Raw genomic sequence first — 21,726 nt, 5'->3', positions numbered from 1 at the left:
GGAGCACGCCATGCCCGGAATTTCTCGGCCGCGCTACAGCGGCATCTTCCCCGTGGTACCCACCACCTTCCACGAGGACGGCACGCTGGACCTGGCCAGCCAGAGGCGCTGCCTGGACTTCATGATCGACTCGGGCGTGGATGGCCTGTGCATCCTGGCCAACTTCTCCGAGCAGTTCCTGCTGGCCGATGACGAGCGCGAGATCCTCACGCGCACGGCGCTGGAACATGTGGCGGGCCGCGTGCCCGTGATCGTCACCACCACGCACACCTCATCGCGCGTGTGCTCCGAGCGAAGCCGCCGCGCGCAGGACATGGGCGCGGCCATGGTGATGGTCATGCCGCCCTACCACGGCGCCACCTTCCGCTTCGGCGAGCCCCAGATCCAGGGCTTCTTCCAGGCCGTGTCCGATGCCATCGCCATTCCCATCATGGTGCAGGACGCGCCCGCCGCAGGCACGCCGCTGTCCCCCGCCTTCCTCGCGCGCATGGCCCGCGAGATCGAGCAGGTCTGCTACTTCAAGATGGAAACCGCAGGCGCCGCCGGCAAGCTGCGCGAACTCATCGCCCTGGGCGGCGAGGCCATCGAAGGCCCCTGGGACGGCGAGGAAGCCATCACCCTGCTGGCCGACCTGGAGGCCGGCGCCACGGGCTCCATGACGGGCGGCGGCTTTGCCGACGGCATACGCCCCATCATCGAAGCCCACAGAAACGGCGACCCCGACACCGCATTCGCCCTCTACCAGCGCTGGCTGCCCCTGATCAACCACGAAAACCGCCAGGCCGGCTTCCTGGCCGCCAAGGCGCTGATGAAGGCCGGCGGCGTGATCGCCTGCGACGCGCCGCGCGCGCCCTGGCCGCCCATGCACCCCGAGGTGCGCCGCCAGCTGCTGGACATTGCGCGGCGGCTCGATCCGCTGGTGCTGCGCTGGGGGGGTTGAGGCAGTTGAGGTCTCAGCAGAAGAAAACCACCGCCTGTGCATGGGCTATGCTGCCGCTCTGTGCCTGCCAGCCCCACCGATCAGACTGCCGCCCATGTCCGCAACCTCTTTGTCCCCGTCCAACGTCGAACTGGACGACGCGCTGTATGCCAGAGTCCTGTCCTGGAACGACGCCCAGGCCCTGGCCCAGCAGACCGTGAGCTTCTTCATGGCGGAGGGCGAGCACACCATCGGCATCGACATGCAAGTGCTCAGCGCAACGCAGACATCGGCCGACACGCCCGGCATGCTGCAGTTCTCCCTGGTGTTTCGCGGTCCGCGCCAGCCGCAGCTGCCGCAGCGCACTTACCGCGTGCGCCATGCGCAGCTCGGTGACTACGCCATCTTCATCACGCCCATTGCGCAGTCGGCAGGCCATGTCGATTACGAGGCCTGCTTTTCCCATGCCGTCTGATCCGTTCGTGCCCGAGTTGCCGCCGCTGTATCTGGAGGATGTGCAGTTGCGCCTGGCCGAAGAAGCCGACTACGCTTTTCTCCGCGCCCTGTACCGCCAGGTACGCGCTGCCGAACTGGCGCCCGTGCCCTGGAGCGAAGCCGAAAAGCATGCCTTCTGCGATTCGCAGTTCGCTTTGCAGGACCAGCACTACCGCAAGCACTACGCACACGGCGCGTTTTTCGTGATCGAGAGGGCAGGTCTGCCTATAGGCCGGCTCTACCTCAATCTCGCACCCGGGCCGCTGGGAGTGATGGACATCTCGCTCGACGCCGCTGTTCAAGGCCAGGGACTGGGCACGGCCCTCATGCAATGGCTGGCCGGCTGGGCAGATCAAGAAGGGCGCGACATGCAGCTGTTCGTGGAAGCCAACAATCCAGCCCGGCGCCTGTATAAGCGCCTGGGCTTTGTCGAGCAGGACCAGGAAGGCATCTACCTGCGCATGCGCAGGACCGCGGCGCTCAGCCGCGGTTGAACACGGCTTCCAGCAGACCGCCTCGCGCGTCGCTGGGGCTCAGGAAGACGGCGTGGCTTCCCAGAGCCGGATGAGAGATTTCCCAGGTGTCCTGCAGCAACGCGCCAGGGCGGGACAACTCGAACAGTGCGCTGAAAGAGCGGTCGCCATGCAGTGTGTGCGGCAGCGCTGCCAACGAAACCAAACGTAACTCGGAAACTTCTCCTGCTACCGAGAAGCTATGGCCCAGCAGCGGCTGAAAGTGGCTGCGGCGCAACTCCATGCCAGCCGCACAGGCGATCACTGGAATCCCGGAAACGGCCGCTGCAGCGGGAAAGGCCCCTGCAACCTGCATGAAAGCACGGCGTCCTGTCTTCATCGTGGCCCTTCCTGCCCAAGCAACAGAAGCAAAATATTTTTGCTGCGAAACAGGTTGCCATACTAAACTATTTTGCAATTATTAACGTTTACTAACCCCACCCTGTCATGGCTCAACCCTTTGTTGGGGAAATCCGCATGTTTGCCGGCAACTTCGCGCCGGCAGGCTGGATGTTCTGCGAAGGGCAGCAAATGCCCATCTCGGAATACGAAACCCTTTTCACTCTGATCGGCACGACATACGGCGGTGATGGCCAAAGCACCTTCGCCCTGCCAGACATGCGTGGCCGCATCCCCCTGCACGCAGGCAACGGATTCCCGCTGGCTCAGGCCGCTGGAGTCGAAGACGTCACGCTGACCGTCAATCAGATTCCAGCCCACACGCACGGCGTTCCCGCGTCCTCGGGCACAGGCTTTCTGGCCTCGCCCGCCGACGCAGTGTTTGCCAAGCACAGGGATCACAAGGCCTTTGTGAACGGCGTCCCCGCCACGCCCATGGCTGCATCGATGGTGAGTTCGGTAGGAGGGTCGCAGCCGCATACCAATATGCCGCCCTTCCTTTGCGTGAACTTCATCATCTCGCTGTTCGGCATCTATCCCTCCCCCACCTGATGTCTACCCCCTTTCTCGGAGAGGTTCGCGTCTTCTCCTTCAACTTCGCCCCCAAAGGCTGGGCTCTTTGCAATGGGCAGTTGCTGCCCATCAACCAGAACCAGGCACTGTTCTCGCTGCTGGGCACCACCTACGGTGGCGACGGGCAGACCAACTTTGCACTGCCCGACCTGCGCGGCCGCATGCCCATGCACATGGGAGCCGGCCATACGCAGGGAGAGAGAGCAGGCGAGCAAACCCACACCCTGACCCTGTCAGAGATACCGCAGCATAGCCACGCCATGGCCGCTTCCGGCACTACGGGCCAGGCGACATCGGGCAACGGCAACCTGCCTGCAGCGGCGCGCGGCCACTATGCGCAAAGCGGTGATACGACCATGCCAGCCCTGCTGGCCAATGTGGGCGGCGGCCAGCCACACCTCAATATGCCGCCCTATCTGGCACTGAGCTTTTGCATGGCCATGCAAGGCCTCTTTCCTTCTCCGACCTGAAGACCATGTCCGATCCCTTCGTCGCCGAAATCCGCATTGGCGGATTCAACTTCGCACCCCAGGGCTGGGCCTTTTGCGATGGTCAGCTCATGCCGATTTCTCAGAGCACGGCGCTGTTTTCCCTGCTGGGAACGACATACGGTGGAAATGGCAAGTCCAACTTCGCGCTTCCCGACTTGCAGGGCCGCATGCCCATGCACCCGGGCCAAGGACCTGGACTGTCACTGCGCGATCTGGGCGAATCCGGCGGTGTTGAAACCGTGACGCTGCAGGCATCGGAAATTCCCGTCCACAGCCATCTGGCCCGAGCGGGCACGCCTGCGGATCCCGCTGTAGCCAGCCCGGCAGGCGCCGTCCTGGGCACCGCACCGACGCGCCCGTACATCGCGCCAGCCTCCAGCACCTCTGCGGTCACCATGGCTCCCCCTCAAGCTGCGGGCGACAGCCAGCCACACAACAATCTTCCGCCCTACCTGGTCATGAACTTCATCATCGCCTTGCAGGGCATCTTCCCCGCACGGAGCTGAGTACACCTATGCGCAGTTCCATTGCGGCCTTGACCCTGTTGACCTTGACCACGGGGGCTCAGGCCGATCCCCTGGTGCAACGCGAGTTCTCCGGCAGGGACAACCGCTTCATAGAAATGCCCGGGGCCGGCTTTCGCGCCATGGCCTCCGGCAAGCGCATCAGTTTCGACGCGCAAGGCATGAGCATCGACCTGCCCGGCCGGGCCACCAGCGTGCAAGGCCGGTCGGTGGCCGCATCCGGCGTGGCCCGGAGCCTGAGCCTGCGCCCGGATTCGCGCCTGCGCTACAGCTTCGAGAACGCATCGATGTCGGCCCCGCAGGGCCTGCACCCTTCGCCCACGTTGTACCACTGGCTGGTCGGCGAAGCCGCGCAATGGCGCACGGGCCTGCGCAGCTTCGGTGCGCTGGGCTACCGCAGTGTCTGGCCCGGCATCGATGCCGTTTTCCAGGGCGAGCCCGGCGGTCTGAAGTACCAGTTTGAACTGGCTCCTGGTGCCGATGCCGCACAGGTCTGGCTGCGCGTGGAAGGTGCGACGGATGCACGCATCCTGCCCACGGGAGCGCTGCAGTGGAGCATAGGCAACGACCTTTTCACCGACGATGCACCGCTGGTCTACCAACCCCGGGGCAATGGCCGCGTGGACGTGCCCGCCCGCTATCGGCTGGAGCAGGTGGACGCCACCACCTGGCGCGTGGGCTTTGAGCTGGGCAGCCATGACAAAGGCCTGCCGCTGGTCATCGATCCGGCCTGGACCGGCTACTCGGGCCTGGTCGGAGGCAACTCGGCCGACCAGGTCAACGCCGTGGCGCGAGACAGCGACGGCAACACCTACGCTTGCGGCGTGACGCAATCGTCCGACCTGCCCAACGCGGGCAGCAGCAAAGGTGGCGAGGATGCCTTCGTCGTCAGATTCGATCCCAAGGGTGTCCCCTTGAGCGTCACTTATGTGGGCGGATCGGGAGACGACGCCTGCAACGGCCTGGCCGTGGACATACAAAACCGCATCCACCTGGCGGGCAGCACGGAATCCACCGGCTTCCCCCTGCTTGGCACAGATGCCAACCAACGCTTTCGGCGCAGCAAGAGCACGACGGATAGGGATGCCTTCGTCATGCGCCTGGCACCAGACGGTGCCGGCATTCTGTATTCGGGCCTGATTGGTGGAACGGGTGACGATCAGGCCAATGCCCTGGCTCTGGACACCCTTGGCCGGGTCTATGTGACCGGATTCACGGAAGGCAAAGGCTTTCCTGCCGTGAACGGGCCGCAGCTCAACCACGGCTTTGGCCCTGCGCAGTCAGAAATGCGGGATGCCTTCGTGGCCCGCATCGACGCTTCAGGCAGCGGGCTGGAGTACGCCGGATACATCGGCGGCGACGGCGGCGCCGACATCGGATATGCCATTGCCGTGGACGGCACCGGCGCGGCCTATGTGGCTGGCGCTACCGACTCTGTCTCGGGGATGCCGGGCGCCACGGGCCTCAGGACACAAATCAATTCGCGCGCCATCGATGGATCAGACGGCTTCGTCGCCAAGATCCGGGCCGACGGCAGCGCCTTCGACTACTTCACGCTGCTGACAGGCTCGGGGGCCGGTGCGGACCGTGCACTGGCACTGAACCTGATGTATGACGGCTCACTGCTCGTGGGCGGGGAGACCGGGTCAGACAACTTTCCTGCCGACAACGGCGGACTGCGCAAGGGCCTAGGGCCGCAGACCGCGCGCAGCACCGGCATGGACGGCTTTGTGCTGCGTCTGAATGCATCAGGAGACCAGGTGCTGGACGCCACCTACCTGGGTGGCAATGGCTACGACAGCGTGGAAGGGCTGGCCGGCGACGGCGTGCAGTGGTTCGCCACGGGCAGCACCAGCAATGGCGCAGGCTTTCCCGTCAAGGCACAAAGCGGCCTGTCCACCACGCCAGGAGGCAAGCAGGACGGCTTCCTGGTCAGCATCGCAACCAGCGATCCGAACAACTGGAACTATGCAGGGTTCCTGGGCACCTCGGAAAACGAGGCCATGCGCAGCCTGGCCGCAACCAATGTGCAGGGCAGGACCCTTCTTTCCGTGGGCGGCGCCACCACCACATCGGGCACCAACGGCCTGACCAACCCTGCGAACAGCGCCCTCAGCGCAAACGAGAGCCTTTCGAATGGTCTGGTATTTCGCATCGATCCTTTCGGCCCACCTGCGGCCATGGCGGTGCTCACTGGCTCTCAACAGTCCACCCGCATCCAGCAGCCTTTTGCCACGCCGTTGGCGGTCAAGGTCACCGACATCGACGACCAGCCGCTTGCCGGCATCATGGTGGACTTCAATGCGCCTGCCGCATCGGGGCCATCCACCACCTTTGCCACAAGAACCTCGGTCACGACCAACGACCAGGGCATCGCATCGCTGAGTGCCACGGCCAACCTGTTCGCCGGCAGCTATACCGTGACAGCGCAGGCAGGGGCGGCCAGCACCTCGTTCTCGCTGACCAATGACAAGAGCCCGCAGGCTGCACTGACGGCAAGTGCAGCACTGCAGACCCTGCCCTATGCCGGCACCACCACGCTGAGCGCCAACGGCGGCTCTGGCGCAGGCGCCATCAGCTACGCCGTAACTGCAGGCGCGGCCTATTGCACCCTGACAGGCAACACGGTCACAGCCACGGCTGTGGGCGATTGCACCGTGACGGCGACCAAGGCGGGAGACGCCAGCTACCTGGCCGCCACGACCACCGTGGACATCTCGGTGATCAAGGCCCAGCAGCCTGCGCTGACGGCGACGGCAACGCCCAGCACGCTGGCGGCCTTCAGCACGGCCGCGCTGTCAACCAGTGGCGGCGCAGGGTCCGGCGCCGTGGGCTTTTCCATCACGGATGGAGCCGCCTTTTGCTCCGTCAACGGCAACACGCTCACTGCGGAAGGCACGGGCTCCTGCACAGTGACCGCCACCAAGCTGGGCGATGCCAACTACCAGGACACGCTGGCCACCACCGTGGTGACCGTGACCCCTGCAGCCCAGGTCACCCTGAGCGTGCAGTCCACGCCTTCGACCCTGACCTTCGGCGCCACGGCAACCCTGGCGACCACTGGGGGTTCGGGCAGCGGCGCCGTCACCTACGCCGTGACGGGTGGTGCCCAGTTCTGCGCGGTGACGGGCAACCAGTTGAGTGCCATTGGCGCCGGCAGTTGCACCATCACGGCCACCAAGGCTGGCGACATCAACCACCAGGCCATCAGCGCCAGCACCACCGTCATCGTGGCCAAGGCTGGACAGACAGCACTGTCGGTGCAGGCCAGTCCTGCAGCCATCAGCTTTGGCGGCATTTCGCAACTGAGCACCACGGGCGGCTCGGGCACCGGCGCCATCGGCTTGAGCGTCGCGGGCCCCTGCAGCATCGCGGGCTCCACGCTCACCGGCCTGGGTGTCGGAACCTGTACGGTCACGGCCACCAAGGCAGCGGATGCCGACCATGAAGAGGCCACGGCCAGCACTTCGGTGACGGTGTCACAGGCAAGCCAGGTGGCCCTGTCCGTGGTGGTATCACCCGCCAGCATTCCCAAAGGCGACTCCAGCACGGTCACCGTCACTGGCGGCAGCGGCAGCGGTGTGCTCACGCTGGCGCTGACGGCAGGCGCTGGCAACTGCACGCTGTTCGGCAACACCGTCACCGGCACGGCCGTAGGCAGCTGCACGGTGACGGCGACCAAGGCGGCCGATGCCAACCATGCACAGGCCACCGGCTCGGTACAGATTGCAGTCGGCAAGGCAATCCAGAACATCACCTTCGATTTCTCGTCCCTGCGTTATCTGAGCCCCCAGGCCCTGTCGCTGGCAAACGCCGCCGCAACCAACTCCAACCTGCCGATCAGCTTCAGCAGCCTCACTCCTCAGACCTGTGTGGTCACGGGCACCTCGCTGCGGCTGATGCGCACGGGAGATTGCACGCTGCAGGCCAGCCAGGCCGGCGATGCCGAGTACGCCGCGGCAACGCCCGTGAACCAGACATTCACGATCACCCTGCCCCCCCACTCTCTGAGCACCATCACCGGTACCGTGGGCGGAACGACGGTCTCAGCAGAGATTGCTGCGGGAAGCCCATGGGTGTTCACACCCATGGGAACAGGCCCGGCGCAGACTGCGGGCTTCATCCCGCTGCAGGGGCACATCAGGTCACCTGCCGACGCACCGCCTGCCAATCTTCAGTTCCCGCTGGGCCTGTTCGATTTCGCTGTCCACAACGGTGCGCCGGGATCCACGGTGAGCATCAAGCTCACGTTCCCGAACAATCTGCCCCGCAATGCACAGTACTGGAAGTACGGCCCCACGTCCGACAACGCAACGCCGCACTGGTATCACTTCACCGGCGCGCAGTTCAACGCCAGCGACAACAGCGTGACGCTGACGATTGAAGACGGCAGGAACGGCGATGACGACCTGGATGTGAACGCCTTCATCAGTGACCCGGGCGGCGTGGCCGTGGTGGCCGCCGCTGCCGGCGGCAGCCCCGCGGCCATTCCCACGCTCTCGCAATGGGGTCAGTGGATGCTGGCAGCGCTGATGCTGGGCGTCGCAGTCCTGGCCGGACGCCGCACGCGAATGCGCAAGCCACGCTGAGTCGTACGCTGTAGCCGGGGGCTGCTCACGCGCCCCCGGCTACCCGAGTCAAGCCCCCACGATCCCCGACACATCCAGCACATACATCTGCCGCTGGTGCTCGTGCACGGAGTCGATGCAGACCTGGCGCCCGTCACGGCTCCAGCGCGGGTGCAGGTCGCAGCGGTTTTCCTTGCTGAGATCGGGCGAGGCGTAGAAGCTGCCCAGGTCGTGGCGCTCGCCCGTGTGCATGTCGTACAGGAACAGGAAGCGCTCGTGCGTTCGGTCGTCGGGATAGGTGTCGCTGAGCAGCCAGCGCGTGTCCACGGGCGAGAAGCTCATGTGGCCGTTCTCCACCAGCACGCCTGCGCCCACCACCTGCACGTCACCGCCGTCCACATCGTCATAGAGGTGATAGTGGATCTCCCCGGCATGCGGGCCCCACACAATGATGTGGCTGTCGTCCTGCCATAGCGGATGCGAGATCTGGTATTCGGACTTTTCGTAGTCGAACGTGCCCACGGCCATCGGGTCGAAGTCGTCGGCCAGCTGGGGCAGCGGATGGTCCGAGCATTCGAGCAGGCGCATGTCGGACCCGTCGGGCGCCATGGTGATGAGGCGGTGCAGAAAGCAGGTTTCGTCCTTGACGCGTTCGGTCCAGCGGTGCAGGAAAAGAATGCGCGAGGAAGACGGGTTGACCTCGATATGGCTGACCCAGTGGATGGCCTTGTCCATCGATGTGCGGTGATGAAATGCCTTGAGGCGCGCATAGCTGGCCAGCAGCCTTGCCTCGCCCGTCGCGACCTCCATGTGCCAGATGCCGTCGTCCTCGGGAGCCAAGGGCAACGCGAAAGGACCACCCTCTTCGCTGTAGCCAATGGTTTCGTGCGTGATGTAAAGGCGCCGGTAGTCCACGCACAGCGCCCAGGCACTGCTGGGCGCCACCACATACACAGGCATGGGCAGGGTGCGCCGCTCGCCGCTGTCCACATCGATGACCACGGAGCCGAACCCCGGATAGCGCCCCCCGGAATCTGCCGTCCTGTCGTTGTGGATCAGCTGGCGGCCCGCCAGCCCGTCCAGCCACTGCAGTTGGCTGCCCATCTGCCAGTTCCAGGCGCCGGTCTCGCCCACGGCGTGGAAGCGGTCGCCGTTTTCGGTATCGAAGTAGCCGATGGACGCCCGCGCCTGGGGCGTGAGGTACTGGTCCATCCACGGCGTTTGCTGCGCCAGCACCAGGCGATTGCTGCGGTCCCAGCTGGACTTGTTGTAGTAGCCGAAAAAGTGGTGCTGGCGGCCATCGCCCAGGCGGCGGCAGGGGACGAAGGATGCGGGGGTGTTCGAAGTCATGGAGCGTTTCATTGGGCGGAGATGTGGCCTTCGGCGATCACGCGGTCCCAGCGCTGCTTTTCGCGGGCAACGAAGGATTGCGCCTCAGGCAGGCTGTTGGCGACGGCGCTCATGCCCTGCTCTTGCAGGCCCTTGCGGAACTCGGGTGTGGCCACGACCTTTCGGATGTCGTCATTGAGCTTTTTGACGATGGCCTCGGGCACCTTGGAGGAGACGGCCACCGTGGTCCAGGAGGTGGCCACAAAGTCCTTGAGCCCGGACTCGGCCGCCGTGGGCACGTCCGGCAGGGCCGGCAGTCGCTGGCTGCCCGTGACGGCCAGCGCCTTGAGCTTGCCGCCGCGTATGTGCGACAGCACCGTGGGCGGGTTCTCGAACATGAGCTGGATCTGGCCGCCCAGCAGGTCGTTGATCGCGGCCGAGCTGCCGCGATAAGGCACGTGCACGATGGGCGCGCCCGCCTGCAGTTTGTACAGCTCACCCATCATGTGCACCGACGAGCCCACGCCGGCCGAGCCGAAGTTGACCGTGCCAGGCGCCTTTTTGGCCAGCGCCGTCAGCTCGGCCAGGTTGCTGGCGGCAAGGCTGGGCGTGGCCACCACCACATGCGGCATCTCGGCCAGCACGGTCACCACGCGCAGATCCTTTGCGGGGTCATAGGCCAGCTTGCCGTACACGCCATAGGCGGCATGCAGGCCGATGGAGCCCACCATCAGCGTGTAGCCGTCGGCCGGCTGATCGGCCACATATCGGCCTCCCAGATGACCGCCCGCGCCGGGTTTGTTTTCCACCATCACCGGCTGGCCCCAGAGCCGGCTCAGGCGGTCGGCCAGCATGCGTGCCTGCACGTCGGAGCTGCCGCCTGCAGTGAACGGCACGATGATGCGCAGCTGGCGCCCCGGCTGGGGAAAGCCATCCTGCGCGATGGCGGCGACTGGTGCCGTGCCAGCCAACGAGGCGGAGATGGCCACAGCGAGCATGGCGGCTTTGCGGCCTGCGCTTGTCTTGATCATGGAATCCTTTCGATGGCGCTGCTGCGCCTGGGCAAACGATGCAATGAGGCCAGTGTAGAAAGCGGGGCATCTTTGGAAAAATGCATTTTTCCGTGGCCTCTATACAGAAAAGATATACATTGCCAGCCACCCCGAGCAGGACCGAACCGCCATGTCCAGACCCCTGAGCTCCCGAGAGATCGAGGCCTTCCGCGCCGTCATGCAGACCGGCACCACCACGGCCGCCGCGCGGCTGCTGCACACCACGCAGCCTTCGGTCAGCCGGCTGCTGGCCCAGATGCAGGCGGCCGCAGGGCTCAAGCTGTTCGACATGCACAAGGGCCGCCTGCGCCCCACGGCCGAGGCCGTGGAACTGTTCGCCACCGTGCAGCAGCATTTCCTGGGGCGCGAGCGCATAGAGCGCGACCTGGCCGCACTGCGCCAGTCCGGCGCCGGCACGCTGCGCATAGGCTGCACGCCGGCCCTGGGCCTGAGCGTGATCCCGGCCGTGGTGCGCAGCTTCGCGCAGCGCTACCCGGGCACCCACATCAGCCTGCAGACCCTGGGCTCCACGCCCTTGCGCGAGGGCCTGCTGCATGGCCACTTCGACCTGGTGGTCAGCACCATGGCGCTGAGCACGCCCGAGCTGGACGCCACCGTGCTGGACCGCAGCCGCGCCGTCTGCGTCATGCACCCGGACCATGCATTGGCCACGCGCACACGGCTGCATGTGCGCGATCTGCAGGGCCAGCTGCTGCTGACGCTCAACGCCGATGACGACATCTACCTGCAACTGCGCAGCACCATGCAGGAGCAGGGCATAGAGGCCGGCTCCACCATGGAGACCACCTACTCCTCCACCATCTGCACCCTGGCCGCCCAAGGGCTGGGGCTGGGCGTGGTCAACCCCTACGTGGCCTCGGTGTTCGCGCGCGACCTGCGTGTGCTGCCACTGCTGCCAGCCTGCGCGGTGGAGGTGGTGCTGGCCCTGCCGCCCCAATACGCCCCCACCGAAAGGGCCGACTGCTTCGTGCAGTTGCTGCGCGAGCAATTGCACGCCTATCCGCAGGCCCGCACGCCCTAAAATTGCGGCCGATTGGAGACAAGCGGTTTGCAAACGAGTACCCACGAGCCCATGCTCACCCCCGCCGAGCGCGAGGCCATCAATTCCGGCCAGTGGTTCTGCAGCCTCTCGCCCTCGCTGCGCCATGACATCCTGCGCCAGACCACGGTCCGGCGGCTCAAGGATGGTGCGCTGATCTACGCACGCGGCGACGTGCCGCACAAATGGTTTGCCTGCGCGCAGGGCGCCGTGCGCATGAGCTCGACCAGCCTGTCGGGTCGGCAGACCACGCTGGCCTATGTGGAGCCGGGTGCCTGGTTCGGCGCCATGTCCACCTTTCTTGACGAGCCGCGCACGCGCGATGCCTATGCCCATGGCGACACCACGCTGCTGTGCGTGGACAAGGAGAGCTTTCACGCCATCCTGGCCACGCATGTGGAGTTCTACGACGCCCTGCTGCGCCTGCAGGCCCACCGTATACGCCAGACCTACGGGCTGGTGGAAGACCTCAACACCCTGCCCCTGCGCGCACGCCTGGCCAAGCAGCTGCTGCACCTGTCGCGCAGCTACGGCACACAGGTGCTGGACGACCCGCGCGAGCTGCGCATAGGCCTGCAACTGGTGCAGGAGGAGCTGGCCCAGTTGCTGGGCGCCTCGCGCCAGCGCGTGAACCAGGAGCTCAAGCGCATGGAGCGCGACGCCTGCATTCGCGTGGAAGCCCAGGGTCTGGTGGTCAGGGACCTGGTGGCCCTGCAGACCATCGTGCGCGAGGCCAGCCTGGCCGGCGCCTGAGGCCGGCGCCAGCGCGCCGGCGGTTCAGCGCCGGTTCAGCGGCGCCAGTCGATTCTTGCCGGGCGGCCCGGCAGATGCAGCGCAGCCGTTGCAGCAGGCGCCTCGGCCAGCAACCGGCCCTTGCGGAACACCTTCAGGCGCGTGGCGCGCAGCCGTATCGCCTCGGCCGCATCGCGCGCCTGCAGCAGCACGAAGCTGGCATCGCAGCCGGCCTCGATGCCATAGCCGTCCAGGTGCATCACACGCGCCGCGCGCGTGGTCACGGCGTCGAAGCAGTCGCGCATGCCGTCCTGGCTGGTCATCTGCGCCACATGCAGGCCCATGTGGGCGACCTCCAGCATGTCGCCCGAGCCCATGCCGTACCAGGGGTCCATCACGCAGTCATGGCCGAAGGCCACGTTGACGCCTGCGGCCAGCAGCTCGGGCACGCGCGTCATGCCGCGGCGCTTGGGATAGCTGTCCTGGCGGCCCTGCAGCGTGATGTTGATCAGCGGATTGGCAATCACGGCCACGCCGCTTTCGGCGATCAGCGGCAGCAGCTTGCTCACGTAGTAGTTGTCCATGCTGTGCATGGAGGTGCAGTGCGAGCCCGTGACGCGGCCCTGCAGGCCCAGGCGCTGCGCCTCGAAGGCCAGGGTTTCGATGTGGCGCGACAGCGGGTCGTCGGACTCGTCGCAGTGCATGTCCACCAGCAGGCCGCGCTCGGCCGCCAGCTCGCACAGCAGCCTGACGCTGTCGGCACCCTCGGCCATGGTGCGCTCGAAGTGGGGAATGCCGCCCACCACGTCCACGCCCTTGTCCAGCGCCCGCCGCAGGTTGGCGACGCCGCCGGGCGAGCGCAGCACGCCGTCCTGCGGAAACGCCACCAGCTGCAGGTCGATATAGGGAGCCACCTGGCGCTTGACCTCCAGCAACGCATCGACGGCCAGCAGGCGGGCATCGCTGGTATCCACATGGCTGCGGATGGCCTGCAGCCCCTTGGCCGCCGCCCAGTCGCAATACTCCAGCGCGCGCGAGATCAGCGCCTCGGCCGTGAGCAGCGGCTTGAGCTCGCCCCACAGCGCTATGCCCTCCAGCAGCGTGCCGCTGCGGTTGACGCGCGGCAGACCGTGGCTCAGCGTGGCATCCATATGGAAATGCGGATCGACGAAGGGCGGCGAGACCAGCTGGTGCTGCGCATCGACCACTTGGTGGGCTGGCGCCGAAAGACCGGCCGCGACCTCGACGATGCGCCCGCCCTGCACGGCGATGGACATGTCCTGGCGGCCGTCGGGCAGCGTGGCGTGAATGACGAGTAGATCAAGCATCTGCGTATTCTGCGGGCATGGCCGCGCACCCGCAGACTTGCCTGACCACGCTGAATGGCCTGGCAGCGGTCAGACCGAAAGCGCAAGGGATCAGGGGGAACTACTGGTAGCTGATGGTGAAGGTCGCCGCCGCATTGGCACTGCCTATGGTCACGTTCTCTCCGGTCTTGACATAGCGCGCCGTCAGCGGGATATCCAACCGCTCCTGCCCGTAGGCAACAGACCCTGCAAACCATTGATTCCTGTTGCCGGCGGCATTGGAGTCCGGGCCAAAGCCCAGTATCTGGTCATCCTTGCGGATCTGCACACCCACACCTTTTGCCACCGAGGTTTTCGACAGGGTCAGAGCATTCCCGATATTTCCAGGATTTGCCACATCCGTCAGGGTGACATAGGCGTTGGTCAACGAACCTGGAATGCCGCCCTTGCACAACAACGAGATGAGGAAGGAGCGGGGAGCACCGGTTGAGCCGATTGAGGTGAGTTTTGGAGCGACAGTCTGGGCCATGCGCACGGGCTCCGGCGCCTGTGGGGTACAAGTGGGCACCCTGGGCCGGAGGACGACGGGCGAGGAAAAGCTGTATTGAGCGAGAATCTGGCCAGATGCATCAGTCGCGCGTTCGTACAGGAAATCGCTGTCCAGCACGCCACCTGCAGTGATATCGCCATCTGCGGTCTTGATCAACTCAACTTTGACATCGGAAAATTGATATGCAAAAGATCCGGGGTGATCGGAATGCTCCGAAGTACTTACAGGCGCAGCACCATGTATAGTCGAAACCCTCATTCCAATACCCTCGACTGTCGTCGGGTATATATTATTGACTGGTGTAGATTTACCTACGCTATAGCCCATGACCCGTTGCTTACAATTCATCAATCTCTTGCCAACCCCATTACTCAGTACCGCCACAGCGGCTTTTGAGTAAATCACCGTGTTCTTGGCCACAGTGGGATTGAATTCTGGGGGATTGAAATTACTGAACACATACTTGTAATAGCCTGCCCCATCACTTGTATCTTTAATTTCGCATTGGGACCATGCGGAGGTGGCCATCATTGCCAAAATAAATATCATGACAGCCTTGTTTATTCTGCAAAAAGCACCTGCGAATATATGCATTTTGAATACCTCCGGATAATAAAAAATTCCAAGGCCGCATTTCCTTGGTAAATTTTCAATCATAGGGACCTTTCATCCGAGATGAAATCAGATCAATCTGATTCAAGGTCTGCCCGGTGCCATGAAGGTCGTGGCGAGGCAGGCGATGGACATGTCCTGGCGGCCATCGGGCAGCGTGGCGTGAATGACGAGTAGATCAAGCATTTGCGTATGCTGCGGGCAGGGCCCGGCGCTCTCTCTTTCGGTTGGGTTTCATCAGGGCCTGCGGATAGCTGGCCCTGCGCTGCCGGCATGCGCGCGCCCTCCCCGACGATACCTATCAGGGGCACAGTCCTGCGGCCTGCGCAGACTCGTGCTGGAGCCTGCGCTCCAGGTTTTGCCAGTCGCTATGAAGGTCGCGCGCCACGCGCGGGCGCCTGCAAAGCGCAACGTGGTGCGCCTGGGACAGCGGTTGCAGCGCGGCCAGTGCCTGCAGGCGCAGGGCATCGTCGTTCAGCAGTTGCGCGGCGGCCAGCCGGGCCTGGGCGATTCCGATTTCGGCATATGCACGGGGTGCAGGCAGTTGTTGCGCCAGGGCCTGGCGCACTTCAGCGGCATCACCCATGCCTATGGCAATCCAGAGCCAGGCGATCCAGCTGTCCTGGGAGGCGTAGTGGCCGGCCTTCTTCGGCGGGGTGCGCTCCACGCTTTGGCGGGCCAGTGCCACGGCAGCGCCAGTCTGGCCGTGCTCGGCCATGAACCGAGCATGCAGGGTTTCGGCCTGCATCAATGAGAAGATTTTCCATTCACGGCGCTGAGCCGAATCCGCAGTCACGGCATGTGCAGCTTGCGGCGCTGCCTGAAGCGCGGCCTGGAGCGCGATCACATTGGCCTGTAACTGGGCTTGCGCCGCTTCGGGGTGGCCGCTGGCATCCAGCAACCGGGCGAGCTTGATGCGCGCGTGCAGCAGCAGGAAATCGTCCGGCGCATCGGCGTCGGCGCGGCGGATCTCCACGGCTTGCACCATCCGATCAAGCCTTTGCGCCACGGTCTGATCAGGCGGTCCCCAGAACGCAAGAACTTCCTGCACGCTGGCCAGCACCCGGCGTGCAGGGCCTGGCACGTCCTGCAGGTCGGCCACCAGTCGCTGGCGCAAATTCGTTGCCTGCTCGGCGGTATCCGCCGTGTCGGCCATGCCTTTCAATGCAAGGGCACGCTGCAGATCACTCTGTGCCCTGGACTGCGTCATCGCCCAGGCCGATTGGTAAAGTGCTTTGGCGCGCGCCTCGGCCAGAGGATGGTCGTCCATGAGTTGCAGTTCCCCGGCGGCTTCCAGGTAGATCTCCACCCGTTGCTCTTGGGCAGACGGGGGCAGTTGGTCGGCCTGGGCCAGGCGGGCCTCGATCGCGGCCAGGTGCTGCTCCGGTACGTAATCACGGCGGGGAGACAGCTCCACATCCCACAGCGCAGCAAGAACCTGCCGCCCCTGCGGCGCAGCTTGATGAATGCCCATGACCATGGCCACCGGCAGCAGCAGGCAGGCCAGGTAGATTGCCAGGCCCGCTGCGCCTTCGGCCCAACCGGGCGCACGCGATTGCAAGGAGGGCAGCAGTGCGCCTGCAGCGGCCGCGCGCCGGACAAAGGGCCAGCGCGCAAAAGCGGGTTGCTGCAGCACGCCGAATGCGCGGTGTACGGCATCGGCCTCGCTGACCGGGGCCTGGCATGCCTCCTGTTGAGGAAGCGTGTGCAGGGTGCGATGCACGGCCCGCTCCAGTTGCATCACACGCCATTGCCATGGCAGCCCCATCAGCAGCACGCCGGTGAGGATGGAGATCAGGGGGTCCCGGCTGAACCAGGCCAGCCCACCCAGCGCGGCCATGCCCGCCAGTGCAAACACCAGCCGCATTGCGGGCAGGCGAGCGAACAGCAGGCTCTCCACCACGCGGCCGCCATCCAAAGGCGTGAGGGGCAACAGGTTGAATGCGTTGACGACCAGGGTCAGCAGCAGCAATTGCATGGTCCAGGCGGGTGGCTGCGGGAGCAGGCCCCAGCCTACGGCAGCCAGCGCTCCCACAGCCAGCAACAGCCCAGGCATGGGACCGGCCAGATAGACGCCCACTTTTTGCAGCGGCGTGGCATCCGCCTTTTCTCCGGTGGCCATGCCGCCCAGGCCAGGAATGAAGAAGACGGATTGCCGCTGGTAGCCCGCCCAGCGCATGGCCAGCCAATGCCCTCCTTCATGCACGGCGATCACCACCAGAAGCATCCACGCCATGTCCCATGAAAACAGCACGGCGCCTGCTGCCAGGAACAGCGCCGCCGTGATCCAGAAACTGCGGTGGCGGTTGTGCGCCATGCCCAGCCCGCGCTGCACGGCTTTCTGGTAGCGAAAGCGCAGCGCCTCGGACACTTGCCGGACCTGCGGCCCATGAAGGCATGCACCGGCAGATGGGCTGGCGGGCCCCGCCCTGTCTTCCTTGCGCACCTGGCGCAAGGCGCGCCAGGCCAGCCGCAGCGACTCGCGCCAGCTGAGCCGCCAGAACCCGGGCCCGGCAGGCAGCGCACGGCCCTGGGCCACCAGTGCAGGGACTTGGCTCCGGCCCCACTCATCCAGGCGCTGTACCGCCTGGTCAAGGCCCTGGACCACGGGAGCCCGGTCGCCGGACAGGCGCTCGGCGTAGGCGACCCAGGCCGATGCGGTATCGGGCTGGGCATCGTCCAGGTAGGTCCAGCCGGGCGGCGCAGGCAGGCTTGTCTGAGGTAGGCCATTGAAGCCCATCCAATTGCGCCCGTCGGCAAAGAATGTGAGCCAGGTCACGGAGCCCACGGTGCGGCCATGCCTGGCGCTTCCCGCCTGTTCGGCCTGGACCATCGCCCAGGCCCGCCCGTCGGCATGGACGAACAAGTCCACCTCCAGAGGAAGGTCGGGATCCATGGCCTGCGGATGCGTGCCCTGCAGGCTGGCACACCAGGTGAAGCCCAAGGCTTGCAACTCCGGCCGCATGGCATCCAGCACCGCCCGTGATTCGGGCTCCAGTGCCTGGCGCTCCACCACGGCCATGGGCGCAGCACGCAGGCGCAGGCGCATGCAGTTCAAAGTGGCCAGCAGCAGCGAGAGCGCATACAGCAAGGGAATCGCGCCCAGCAGCGCCAGCCAGGGCGCGGCTTGTGAGAGCCAGTTCATCATCTTGAATAGTCTTGTCGATGGAGTGTGACGGTTCTGATGTGCCCTCCCAAAAGCTCCTCCAGGCAGATCAGCATCGGGATCGTAGCCTTGCCACCCGTGATGCGACAATCAAATCAAAGGACCATTCTTCAAATGAAAATCGCCACCTGGAACGTCAATTCCCTGTCCGTGCGCCTGCCGCAGGTGCTGGCCTGGCTGCAGGCCAATCCTGTCGATGCGCTGGCGCTGCAGGAGCTCAAGCTCACCGACGACAAGTTTCCGCTGCAGGCGCTGCAGGAGGCCGGCTACCACGCGGTCAGCCATGGACAGAAGACCTACAACGGCGTGGCCTGGCTGACGCGCACGCCGGTGCACGACGTGGTGCGCAATATCCCGGGCCTGGATGACGAGCAGGCCCGCATCATTGCCGCCACCCTCGATGCCGAAGGCGGCCCGGTGCGCCTGATCAACGGCTACTTCGTCAATGGGCAGGCGCCGGGCACCGACAAGTTCGCCTACAAGATGCGCTGGCTGCAGGCGCTACAGGACTGGGTGAAAAGCGAGATGGCAGCCCATCCGCGCCTGGTGCTGGTGGGCGACTTCAACGTGGCCCCCGAGGACCGCGACTCCTACGATCCCATCGGCCTGAAGGACACGATCCACCACACGGTGGAAGAGCGCACGCATTTCCAGGCGCTGCTGCAGCTGGGCCTGACCGATGCCTTCCGCATGTTCGACCAGCCCGAGAAAAGCTATTCGTGGTGGGACTACCGGATGCTGGGTTTCCAGAAGAACCGGGGCCTGCGCATCGACCACATCCTGGTCAGCGAGGCCTTGCGTCCCAGCGTCACCGCCTGCATCGTGGACCGCGCGCCGCGCAAGAATCCGCAGCCCAGCGACCATGCGCCGGTCGTCGTGACATTGGGCTAGGTTTTCGGACTTGCGCTACAGCATGTAGCTGCGCAGCCAGTGGATGGCCTCGATATGGCCGCGCAGCATCAGGGACTGGCGGTGGAGAATCTCGCTGAGCGCCCTGGGCAGGCGTGCCTGCTCGGCGGCTTCATAGGCGCTCAGCCATTGCTGCTGGCAGGACTCGGCCTGGTCCAGCACGTAGTCCGCGCCCTCTTCCCTGCCCAGCAGCCCGTCCCAGAAGGCGTTGCGACGCAGTGCGGCACGGCTGTCGCGCACGGGCAGCACCACGCCGCCGTTGGCGTCGATGGCGCGTTCCAGGTCATCGACCAAGACCTGGCTGGCATTGAAGTGGCGCGCCAGTACCTGGCCTATCAGTCCCTGGGGCATGGGATCCATGCATTCGCCCAACCGGACATGGGCCTGGCGACCCAGGGCCAGCACGGCATTGAGCAGCGCCGTGGTCTGCAGTTCCAGCGTGGAAGCCGCAGGCTGTGCGGGCGTGCGCCGGCGCGCCTGCAGCCAGGAGGCCTCCACGGCCTCACGCACCTGGTTCCAGTGCAGCAGGCTGCCACCCCGTTCCTGCTCCCAGCGTTCTTCCAGCCGGGCTTCTGCGGACTCGAAATCCTGCTGCGCGTGTTCCGGCGACAGGGAAGCCTTCCAGCCCAGTGCATAGGCGGGCCGGTATTGGTCGTAGCCGCGCCCCGGCACGAAGTACGGCTCCAGGAAATAGCGGTCATGCCAGTACGCATCGACCGGCTCGCCGAGCTTGCGCGGTGTCGATGGGTACATCACGCCCGGGCGGGCGGGTTTGGCCTTTTGCCAGAGGTTGGAGAGGACTGTGGGCACGATAGGTCGGGACGTAGGCCGTTCCAGCGAAGAGGACTCCATTGTCCCCAGCCCGGGCGGCCCGGCCCGTCAGCACCCCGGGCGCCGGCCTGTAGGAGCCGGACCCTTGCCAAGGCAAGGGCCCGGCCGCCCGCCGGCTTGCCTTACTCGAAGGCGTCCTCGTCCATGCCCAGCTCCTGCAACTTGCGGGTGATGGTGTTGCGGCCAATGCCCAGGCGCTGGGCGGCCTCGACCCGGCGGCCGTGGGTGACGGCCAGGGCCGAGCGGATCAACTGCGCCTCGAAGCGGCGGGACAGCTGGTCCCAGACCTCGCCATGACCGTGGGCCTGGGTGTGCTCCAGCAGCTGGCGCGCCTGCTGCCCCAGCAGATGCACCCAGTCCAGGTCGGACGTGGCCAGCCCCCCGTCATGCGGCTGGGCCAGCGACGGGGCTGGCATGGCGATGCGGCCCACTCCCTCTTCCGCCACGGCCGGCGCATGCGACAGCACCACCGGTGCGGGCACGCCGGCATTGCCGCCGCCCACGGGTGGCGCGGCCTCGCCCAGCACCTCGGGAGGCAGGTCCTTGACCGAGATGACCTGGGCTGGCGCCATGACGGTCAGCCAGTGGCAGATGTTCTCCAGCTGGCGCACGTTGCCGGGAAAGGCGAACGACTGCAGCCGCTGCATGGCATCGACCCCCATGCGCTTGGGCTCCACGCCCAGCTGCCGCGCGCTTTGCTGCAGGAAGTGGCGTGCCAGCATGGGCACGTCTTCGTTGCGCTCGCGCAGCGCGGGCAGGCGCAGGCGGATGACGTTGAGACGGTGGAACAGATCCTCGCGGAAGGCGCCGTTGCGCACGCGCTGCTCCAGGTCCTGGTGGGTGGCGGCGATGACGCGCACATGTGCCTTGACGGCCTGGTGGCCGCCCACGCGGTAGAAATGCCCGTCCGACAGCACACGCAGCAGGCGCGTCTGCAGGTCGAAAGGCATGTCGCCGATTTCATCGAGAAAGAGCGTGCCGCCCTCGGCCTGCTCGAAGCGGCCGCGCCGCTGGGTCTGTGCGCCCGTGAAGGCGCCGCGCTCGTGGCCGAACAGTTCGGACTCCAGCAGGTCCTTGGGGATGGCGGCGGTGTTGATGGCCACGAAGGGGCCGCCCGCCACGGGCGAGTGCTTGTGCAGCGCGCGCGCCACCAGTTCCTTGCCCGAGCCCGACTCGCCCGTGACCAGCACCGTGACCTGGCTCTGGCTGAGCCGGCCGATGGCGCGAAAGACGTCCTGCATGGCAGGCGCCTGGCCCAGCATCTCGGCCTGCAGCGGGGCCTGTGCCTCGGCCACGTCCTCGCGCAGGCTTTCCTCGACGGCGCGGCGGATGAGTTCCACCGCCTTGGGCAGGTCGAAGGGTTTGGGCAGGTACTCGAAGGCTCCGCGCTGGAAGGCCGAGACGGCACTGTCCAGGTCGGAGTACGCGGTCATGATGATGACGGGCAGGCCCGGCTGCTGGGCGCGGATCTGCTCGAGCAGTTCCAGGCCGGAGCCGCCGGGCATGCGGATATCGCTGACCAGCACCTGTGGTGGCTGGCGCGCCGGGTCGCTGGCATCGACATCGGACAGTGCCGTGAGCACGTCGCGCGCCTGAACGAAGCTGCGCGTTGCCCAGCCTTCCCGGCCCAGTGCCTTTTCCAGCACGAAGCGGATGGAAGGGTCATCATCCACGATCCAGATCGGTTTCATTGGTGG

18 protein-coding genes are annotated in these 21,726 nt (G+C 65.7%); 10 read left to right on the top strand and 8 right to left on the bottom strand.

Translation table 11 applies throughout. The annotated features are described in order from the left end of the window. Nucleotides 1-10 precede the first annotated feature (10 nt). The 3 genes from U6958_RS10480 to U6958_RS10470 all read left to right on the top strand — a co-directional run bounded on the left by U6958_RS10480 (nucleotide 11) and on the right by U6958_RS10470 (nucleotide 1,908). The gene (locus tag U6958_RS10480; protein WP_074920951.1) at nucleotides 11-940 is read left to right on the top strand and encodes a dihydrodipicolinate synthase family protein; all 930 of its coding nucleotides are present in this window, start codon (nucleotides 11-13) and stop codon (nucleotides 938-940) included. Nucleotides 941-1,034: 94 nt separating this feature from the next. Continuing rightward, entirely contained in the window at nucleotides 1,035-1,394 is a 360-nt protein-coding gene (locus U6958_RS10475) for a DUF6916 family protein (RefSeq protein ID WP_046238155.1), read from the top strand. After that, on the top strand, nucleotides 1,384-1,908 hold the full coding sequence (locus tag U6958_RS10470; RefSeq protein ID WP_074920952.1) for a GNAT family N-acetyltransferase: 525 nt from the start codon (nucleotides 1,384-1,386) through the stop codon (nucleotides 1,906-1,908). The genes U6958_RS10475 and U6958_RS10470 overlap by 11 nt, the downstream gene beginning before the upstream one ends. Here the strand turns inward: U6958_RS10470 and U6958_RS10465 are convergent. After that, nucleotides 1,895-2,266: a DUF6916 family protein gene (locus U6958_RS10465; RefSeq protein WP_016447528.1), complete on the bottom strand. Its 372-nt coding sequence runs from the start codon at nucleotides 2,264-2,266 to the stop codon at nucleotides 1,895-1,897. The genes U6958_RS10470 and U6958_RS10465 overlap by 14 nt on opposite strands. A gap of 137 nt (nucleotides 2,267-2,403) precedes the next feature. On the opposite strand from U6958_RS10465, the gene U6958_RS10460 reads away from it, so the two are divergent. The 4 genes from U6958_RS10460 to U6958_RS10445 are packed head-to-tail and all read left to right on the top strand — an operon-like array spanning nucleotide 2,404 to nucleotide 8,502. Next, a complete protein-coding gene (locus U6958_RS10460) occupies nucleotides 2,404-2,877 on the top strand; it encodes a phage tail protein (protein ID WP_016447529.1) in 474 nt (157 codons plus the stop codon). Next, the gene (locus U6958_RS10455) at nucleotides 2,877-3,368 is read left to right on the top strand and encodes a phage tail protein (protein WP_016451310.1); all 492 of its coding nucleotides are present in this window, start codon (nucleotides 2,877-2,879) and stop codon (nucleotides 3,366-3,368) included. Before U6958_RS10460 ends, U6958_RS10455 begins: the two co-directional genes overlap by 1 nt. A 5-nt stretch (nucleotides 3,369-3,373) precedes the next feature. Continuing rightward, nucleotides 3,374-3,895 (top strand): phage tail protein, encoded by a 522-nt coding sequence (locus tag U6958_RS10450; protein ID WP_074920953.1) that lies wholly within the window; start codon nucleotides 3,374-3,376, stop codon nucleotides 3,893-3,895. Nucleotides 3,896-3,903: 8 nt separating this feature from the next. Further along, nucleotides 3,904-8,502, top strand: coding sequence for an IPTL-CTERM sorting domain-containing protein (locus tag U6958_RS10445; RefSeq protein WP_074920954.1), 4,599 nt, complete (start codon nucleotides 3,904-3,906; stop codon nucleotides 8,500-8,502). Nucleotides 8,503-8,550: 48 nt separating this feature from the next. Here U6958_RS10445 and U6958_RS10440 read toward each other — a convergent pair whose 3' ends face one another. Both U6958_RS10440 and U6958_RS10435 read right to left on the bottom strand, forming a co-directional pair. Then, nucleotides 8,551-9,843 carry a hypothetical protein gene (locus tag U6958_RS10440; RefSeq protein WP_074920955.1) on the bottom strand — a complete coding sequence of 431 codons (1,293 nt, stop codon included), beginning with the start codon at nucleotides 9,841-9,843 and terminating at the stop codon, nucleotides 8,551-8,553. Then, a complete protein-coding gene (locus U6958_RS10435; protein ID WP_074920956.1) occupies nucleotides 9,840-10,841 on the bottom strand; it encodes a tripartite tricarboxylate transporter substrate binding protein in 1,002 nt (333 codons plus the stop codon). Before U6958_RS10435 ends, U6958_RS10440 begins: the two co-directional genes overlap by 4 nt. Nucleotides 10,842-10,992: 151 nt before the next feature. On the opposite strand from U6958_RS10435, the gene U6958_RS10430 reads away from it, so the two are divergent. Then, on the top strand, nucleotides 10,993-11,904 hold the full coding sequence (locus U6958_RS10430; protein ID WP_074920957.1) for a LysR family transcriptional regulator: 912 nt from the start codon (nucleotides 10,993-10,995) through the stop codon (nucleotides 11,902-11,904). A gap of 51 nt (nucleotides 11,905-11,955) precedes the next feature. After that, nucleotides 11,956-12,675: a Crp/Fnr family transcriptional regulator gene (locus tag U6958_RS10425; RefSeq protein WP_046238151.1), complete on the top strand. Its 720-nt coding sequence runs from the start codon at nucleotides 11,956-11,958 to the stop codon at nucleotides 12,673-12,675. Nucleotides 12,676-12,710: 35 nt separating this feature from the next. Here the strand turns inward: U6958_RS10425 and U6958_RS10420 are convergent, their stop codons facing one another. From U6958_RS10420 to U6958_RS10410, 3 genes are all read right to left on the bottom strand, one after another. Beyond that, nucleotides 12,711-13,982, bottom strand: coding sequence for an amidohydrolase family protein (locus U6958_RS10420; protein WP_012206794.1), 1,272 nt, complete (start codon nucleotides 13,980-13,982; stop codon nucleotides 12,711-12,713). A gap of 100 nt (nucleotides 13,983-14,082) precedes the next feature. After that, nucleotides 14,083-15,168: a fimbrial protein gene (locus U6958_RS10415; RefSeq protein ID WP_143044499.1), complete on the bottom strand. Its 1,086-nt coding sequence runs from the start codon at nucleotides 15,166-15,168 to the stop codon at nucleotides 14,083-14,085. A 256-nt stretch (nucleotides 15,169-15,424) separates the two neighbouring features. Beyond that, the gene (locus U6958_RS10410) at nucleotides 15,425-18,271 is read right to left on the bottom strand and encodes a site-2 protease family protein (protein ID WP_244160441.1); all 2,847 of its coding nucleotides are present in this window, start codon (nucleotides 18,269-18,271) and stop codon (nucleotides 15,425-15,427) included. A 132-nt stretch (nucleotides 18,272-18,403) separates the two neighbouring features. On the opposite strand from U6958_RS10410, the gene xth reads away from it, so the two are divergent. After that, entirely contained in the window at nucleotides 18,404-19,180 is a 777-nt protein-coding gene (gene xth / locus U6958_RS10405) for an exodeoxyribonuclease III (RefSeq protein WP_016451300.1), read from the top strand. A gap of 15 nt (nucleotides 19,181-19,195) precedes the next feature. Here the strand turns inward: xth and U6958_RS10400 are convergent, their stop codons facing one another. Together U6958_RS10400 and ntrC are read right to left on the bottom strand one after the other, a co-directional pair. Further along, nucleotides 19,196-20,008, bottom strand: a complete 813-nt coding sequence (locus U6958_RS10400; RefSeq protein ID WP_244160442.1) for a hypothetical protein — start codon at nucleotides 20,006-20,008, stop codon at nucleotides 19,196-19,198. Between the two features lie 143 nt (nucleotides 20,009-20,151). Continuing rightward, nucleotides 20,152-21,720, bottom strand: a complete 1,569-nt coding sequence (ntrC, locus tag U6958_RS10395) for a nitrogen regulation protein NR(I) (RefSeq protein ID WP_017404154.1) — start codon at nucleotides 21,718-21,720, stop codon at nucleotides 20,152-20,154. Nucleotides 21,721-21,726 lie beyond the last annotated feature (6 nt).

The organism is Delftia lacustris (assembly GCF_040267515.1).
GTDB lineage: Bacteria > Pseudomonadota > Gammaproteobacteria > Burkholderiales > Burkholderiaceae_C > Comamonas > Comamonas tsuruhatensis.
This window is presented reverse-complemented; position numbering and strand designations above follow the sequence as displayed.

Coding starts and splice junctions, on each gene's coding strand:
- U6958_RS10480 (WP_074920951.1), top strand. CDS start 11: ATGCCCGGAATTTCTCGGCCGCGCTACAGCGGCATCTTCCCCGTGGTA.
- U6958_RS10475 (WP_046238155.1), top strand. CDS start 1,035: ATGTCCGCAACCTCTTTGTCCCCGTCCAACGTCGAACTGGACGACGCG.
- U6958_RS10470 (WP_074920952.1), top strand. CDS start 1,384: ATGCCGTCTGATCCGTTCGTGCCCGAGTTGCCGCCGCTGTATCTGGAG.
- U6958_RS10465 (WP_016447528.1), bottom strand. CDS start 2,266: ATGAAGACAGGACGCCGTGCTTTCATGCAGGTTGCAGGGGCCTTTCCC.
- U6958_RS10460 (WP_016447529.1), top strand. CDS start 2,404: ATGTTTGCCGGCAACTTCGCGCCGGCAGGCTGGATGTTCTGCGAAGGG.
- U6958_RS10455 (WP_016451310.1), top strand. CDS start 2,877: ATGTCTACCCCCTTTCTCGGAGAGGTTCGCGTCTTCTCCTTCAACTTC.
- U6958_RS10450 (WP_074920953.1), top strand. CDS start 3,374: ATGTCCGATCCCTTCGTCGCCGAAATCCGCATTGGCGGATTCAACTTC.
- U6958_RS10445 (WP_074920954.1), top strand. CDS start 3,904: ATGCGCAGTTCCATTGCGGCCTTGACCCTGTTGACCTTGACCACGGGG.
- U6958_RS10440 (WP_074920955.1), bottom strand. CDS start 9,843: ATGAAACGCTCCATGACTTCGAACACCCCCGCATCCTTCGTCCCCTGC.
- U6958_RS10435 (WP_074920956.1), bottom strand. CDS start 10,841: ATGATCAAGACAAGCGCAGGCCGCAAAGCCGCCATGCTCGCTGTGGCC.
- U6958_RS10430 (WP_074920957.1), top strand. CDS start 10,993: ATGTCCAGACCCCTGAGCTCCCGAGAGATCGAGGCCTTCCGCGCCGTC.
- U6958_RS10425 (WP_046238151.1), top strand. CDS start 11,956: ATGCTCACCCCCGCCGAGCGCGAGGCCATCAATTCCGGCCAGTGGTTC.
- U6958_RS10420 (WP_012206794.1), bottom strand. CDS start 13,982: ATGCTTGATCTACTCGTCATTCACGCCACGCTGCCCGACGGCCGCCAG.
- U6958_RS10415 (WP_143044499.1), bottom strand. CDS start 15,168: ATGATTGAAAATTTACCAAGGAAATGCGGCCTTGGAATTTTTTATTAT.
- U6958_RS10410 (WP_244160441.1), bottom strand. CDS start 18,271: ATGATGAACTGGCTCTCACAAGCCGCGCCCTGGCTGGCGCTGCTGGGC.
- xth (WP_016451300.1), top strand. CDS start 18,404: ATGAAAATCGCCACCTGGAACGTCAATTCCCTGTCCGTGCGCCTGCCG.
- ntrC (WP_017404154.1), bottom strand. CDS start 21,720: ATGAAACCGATCTGGATCGTGGATGATGACCCTTCCATCCGCTTCGTG.